The organism is Collinsella sp. AF39-11AT (genome assembly GCF_003474585.1).
In the GTDB taxonomy this organism is placed as follows: domain Bacteria; phylum Actinomycetota; class Coriobacteriia; order Coriobacteriales; family Coriobacteriaceae; genus Collinsella.
Map to the genome: position 1 here is coordinate 1 of NZ_QROG01000043.1, position 5,185 is coordinate 5,185.

Consider the following 5,185-nt stretch of genomic DNA (forward strand, 5'->3'; position numbering starts at 1 on the left):
CGGTCTGGCAATATATCTCCTTGCCGCGCGGCCCGGTCGGACCGGATCAGCCGCCAGGCGTGCACCTTGAGAACCGGATACTGCGAGGATGGACACTTACGAGTGTCGCATCCGGGCAGACATCGAACCATTTGAAATGGTCTAACTTGGATTTGTTTTTCGCAAGGCCGCCGAGAGGCGGCCCCGAGAAATTCCTTTTCCTATCAAATAGAACCATATGAATCGAACGGAACCGATCAGCGATGAACTGAGAGGACCGGACGGGCTCGAAGCCCAGAATATTTTGGACGGAGAGTTCGATCCTGGCTCAGGATGAACGCTGGCGGCGCGCCTAACACATGCAAGTCGAACGGCACCCCTCTCCGGAGGGAAGCGAGTGGCGAACGGCTGAGTAACACGTGGAGAACCTGCCCCCTCCCCCGGGATAGCCGCCCGAAAGGACGGGTAATACCGGATACCCCGGGGTGCCGCATGGCACCCCGGCTAAAGCCCCGACGGGAGGGGATGGCTCCGCGGCCCATCAGGTAGACGGCGGGGTGACGGCCCACCGTGCCGACAACGGGTAGCCGGGTTGAGAGACCGACCGGCCAGATTGGGACTGAGACACGGCCCAGACTCCTACGGGAGGCAGCAGTGGGGAATCTTGCGCAATGGGGGGAACCCTGACGCAGCGACGCCGCGTGCGGGACGGAGGCCTTCGGGTCGTAAACCGCTTTCAGCAGGGAAGAGACGAGACTGTACCTGCAGAAGAAGCCCCGGCTAACTACGTGCCAGCAGCCGCGGTAATACGTAGGGGGCGAGCGTTATCCGGATTCATTGGGCGTAAAGCGCGCGTAGGCGGCCCGGCAGGCCGGGGGTCGAAGCGGGGGGCTCAACCCCCCGAAGCCCCCGGAACCTCCGCGGCTTGGGTCCGGTAGGGGAGGGTGGAACACCCGGTGTAGCGGTGGAATGCGCAGATATCGGGTGGAACACCGGTGGCGAAGGCGGCCCTCTGGGCCGAGACCGACGCTGAGGCGCGAAAGCTGGGGGAGCGAACAGGATTAGATACCCTGGTAGTCCCAGCCGTAAACGATGGACGCTAGGTGTGGGGGGACGATCCCCCCGTGCCGCAGCCAACGCATTAAGCGTCCCGCCTGGGGAGTACGGCCGCAAGGCTAAAACTCAAAGGAATTGACGGGGGCCCGCACAAGCAGCGGAGCATGTGGCTTAATTCGAAGCAACGCGAAGAACCTTACCAGGGCTTGACATATGGGTGAAGCGGGGGAGACCCCGTGGCCGAGAGGAGCCCATACAGGTGGTGCATGGCTGTCGTCAGCTCGTGTCGTGAGATGTTGGGTTAAGTCCCGCAACGAGCGCAACCCCCGCCGCGTGTTGCCATCGGGTGATGCCGGGAACCCACGCGGGACCGCCGCCGTCAAGGCGGAGGAGGGCGGGGACGACGTCAAGTCATCATGCCCCTTATGCCCTGGGCTGCACACGTGCTACAATGGCCGGTACAGAGGGATGCCACCCCGCGAGGGGGAGCGGATCCCGGAAAGCCGGCCCCAGTTCGGATTGGGGGCTGCAACCCGCCCCCATGAAGTCGGAGTTGCTAGTAATCGCGGATCAGCATGCCGCGGTGAATGCGTTCCCGGGCCTTGTACACACCGCCCGTCACACCACCCGAGTCGTCTGCACCCGAAGTCGCCGGCCCAACCGCGAGGGGGGAGGCGCCGAAGGTGTGGAGGGTGAGGGGGGTGAAGTCGTAACAAGGTAGCCGTACCGGAAGGTGCGGCTGGATCACCTCCTTTCTAGGGAGATACATTCTTAGAGAGAAAACACTTTAACTCGAATAGAGGGCAGGAGCCCGTCCGGTGGATGTCGCCCGGGGGAAGTCCCCGCAGCACCCGGTCCCCGGGGTCGCACCCGCGTACCTTGAGAGCCGCATAGCGATAGGAGAGAGATGGAAGATCATTCTTCCAGACTCGATTCTTTTCTGCGATTTAAAGACAGAATGATAGCAATCATTCATCCGATCCAAACAAGAAGAATTCACTTATAAATGAGTGAGGAGCATCTGATCGCGAGCACAGTCAAGACTGTGCCGCGGTATGAGATACCCGAATTGCGACATACGAGCGCTATTCATGATATCGATTAATTTAACTTAATTAGCGACACGTGGATATCCCGCGGGCCCGATGCGGTCCCGCAAGATACCACGGGCGCACGGCGGATGCCTTGGCACAGGGAGCCGATGAAGGACGCGGCAAGCTGCGATAATCCCCGGCGAGGAGCACACATCCTTCGACCCGGGGGTCTCCGAATGGGCGAACCCATCCACAGAGGTGTGGATATCCCCGCCCCGAACACATAGGGGCGGGGAGGACAACCCGGGGAACTGAAACATCTAAGTACCCGGAGGAGAGGAAATCAATCTCGAGACTCCCCGAGTAGCGGCGAGCGAAAGGGGACCGATGGCCAAACCGTCGAGCGGGCATACCCGGCAGGGGTTCCGCCGACGGGGTTGCAGGGCCGCGCATCCGGGGGCTGCCGCCCCCGGGCGCAGGTCCGGCTGGGGAGCGGAACGGCATGGGAGGGCCGGCCGCAGCGGGTGACAGCCCCGTACGCGAACCCAGACCGGACGGCGCGACGCGGTCCCTGAGTAGGGCCGGGCACGTGAAACCCGGTCCGAACCTGGGTGGACCACCATCCAAGCCTGAGTACTACCCTGTGACCGATAGCGCACCAGTACCGTGAGGGAAAGGTGAAAAGCACCCCGGGAGGGGAGTGAAACAGTACCTGAAACCGTGCGCCCACGAGCAGTCGGAGCACCTATATGGTGTGACGGCGTGCCTTTTGTAGAATGAGCCAGCGAGTCGCTGGCGCGGGGCGAGGTTAACCGAAAGGGAGCCGGAGCGAAAGCGAGCCTTAACAGGGCGACTTGAGTCCCGCGCCGCGGACGCGAAGCCGGGTGAGCTATCCGTGGGCAGGCTGAAGCGGGGGTAAGACCCCGTGGAGGGCCGAACGCACGTCGGTTGAAAACGGCGGCGATGACCTGCGGATAGGGGTGAAAGGCCAATCAAACCCGGAGATATCTCGTTCTCCCCGAAATAGCTTTAGGGCTAGCGTCGCGCGTTCACCGCCGGAGGTAGAGCACCGGATGGACGAGGGGGCTTCGCCGCCTACCGAATCCAACCGAACTCCGAATGCCGGCGGCCCAGAGCGCGGCAGTCAGAGCATGTGGGCTAAGCTGTGTGCTCGAGAGGGAAACAGCCCGGACCGCCCGCTAAGGTCCCCAAGTTCCAGCCGAGTGGCAAAGGATGTGCGTCCGCCCAGACAACCAGGATGTTGGCTTAGAAGCAGCCATGCATTCAAAGAGTGCGTAACAGCTCACTGGTCGAGTGGACATGCGCCGACAATACACGGGGCTAAGCTGGACACCGAAGCGGCGGGATTTTGATTTTCAGAATCGGTAGGGGAGCTTCCCATGGGCGGGGAAGCCGCCGGGCGACCGGCGGTGGAGCGCATGGGAGTGAGAATGCTGGCATGAGTAGCGAGAGACGAGAGAGTAACTCGTCCGCCGTGAACCCGAGGTTTCCTGGGCAAGGCTAATCCTCCCAGGGTCAGTCGGGGGCTAAGGCGAGGCCGGGAGGCGTAGCCGACGCGCAGCAGGCAGACATTCCTGCACCGCGCACGCGGCGCTACGACCGACGGGGCGACGGATGGGGGTGGCTCGGCGGGGTTCTGGACGTCCCCGTGATGGAGCGCGGCCCGCGGACCAGGGAAATCCGGTCCGCACGAGGGCGAGGCTCCGGACGAAGCATCTGAGCGAAGCGAGTGAGCCCGAGGTCCCTAGAAAAACCCCTAGGCAGGCGCGTGCGCGCCCGTACCGCAAACCGACACAGGTGGGTGGGTAGAACATACCGAGGCGATCGGGTCAACCATGGTCAAGGAACTCGGCACAATGGCCCCGTAACTTCGGGAGAAGGGGTGCCCGCGCGTACGTGAACGGACTTGCTCCGGGAGCGGAGGCGGGCCGCAGTGGAGAGGCCCAAGCGACTGTTTACCAAAAACACAGGACTCTGCAGAAGCCGCAAGGCGACGTATAGGGTCTGACGCCTGCCCGGTGCCGGAAGGTCACGCGGAGGAGTTAGCGCATCGCGCGAAGCCCCGAAGCCAAGCCCCGGTAAACGGCGGCCGTAACTATAACGGTCCTAAGGTAGCGAAATTCCTTGTCGGGTAAGTTCCGACCTGCACGAAAGGCGCAACGACTTGGGCGCTGTCTCGACCATGGACCCGGTGAAATTGCACTGGTCGTGAAGATGCGACTTACCCGCGGAAGGACGGAGAGACCCCGTGAACCTTCACTGCAGCTTGGCATTGGCCGCTGGTCCCGCGTGTAGAGGATAGGCAGGAGGCATCGATCCGGAGGCGCCAGCCCCCGGGGAGCCGCCCTTGGAATACTGCCCTCGCGCGACCGGCGTCCTAACCCGAGGCCGTCAACCGGCTCGGGGACCGTGCCAGGCGGGCAGTTTGACTGGGGCGGTCGCCTCCTAAAGGGTAACGGAGGCGCGCGAAGGTCCGCTCGGGACGGTCGGCAACCGTCCTTTTGAATGCAAGAGTACAAGCGGGCTTGACTGCGAGGCCCACAAGCCGAGCAGGTGCGAAAGCAGGCTCTAGTGATCCGGCGGCCCCGAGTGGGTGGGCCGTCGCTCAACGGATAAAAGGTACTCCGGGGATAACAGGCTGATCTTGCCCAAGAGTCCACATCGACGGCAAGGTTTGGCACCTCGATGTCGGCTCATCGCATCCTGGGGCTGGAGCAGGTCCCAAGGGTACGGCTGTTCGCCGTTTAAAGCGGTACGCGAGCTGGGTTCAGAACGTCGTGAGACAGTTCGGTCCCTATCCTCCGTGGGCGCAGGAGAATCGATGGAGGCTGCCCCCAGTACGAGAGGACCGGGGTGGACGCACCTCCGGTGAACCGGTTGTCGACCAACGGCACGGCCGGGTAGCCGCGTGCGGCGCGGATAACCGCTGAAGGCATCTAAGCGGGAAGCCGTTCCAGGGATTAGTTCTCCTTCCGGTAAGGGCCCAGGTAGACTACCTGGTCGATAGACGGCAGGTGCAAGGCTGGCGACAGCCTCAGCCGAGCCGCACTAATCGCCCGAGCTCTTCCGGAACCGCACCTCGCGGCCCGCGGGAC

The 5,185-nt window shown here is 63.2% G+C and carries 2 rRNA genes; both read left to right on the forward strand.

Annotation, left to right across the window (positions count from 1 at the left end):
• Positions 1–284: 284 nt before the first annotated feature.
• Positions 285–1,790: ribosomal RNA gene (locus DW037_RS10270) — 16S ribosomal RNA — on the forward strand.
• Positions 1,791–2,188: 398 nt separating this feature from the next.
• Positions 2,189–5,162, forward strand: a 23S ribosomal RNA gene (locus DW037_RS10275).
• Together the 16S and 23S rRNA genes form the textbook arrangement of a ribosomal RNA operon.
• Positions 5,163–5,185 lie beyond the last annotated feature (23 nt).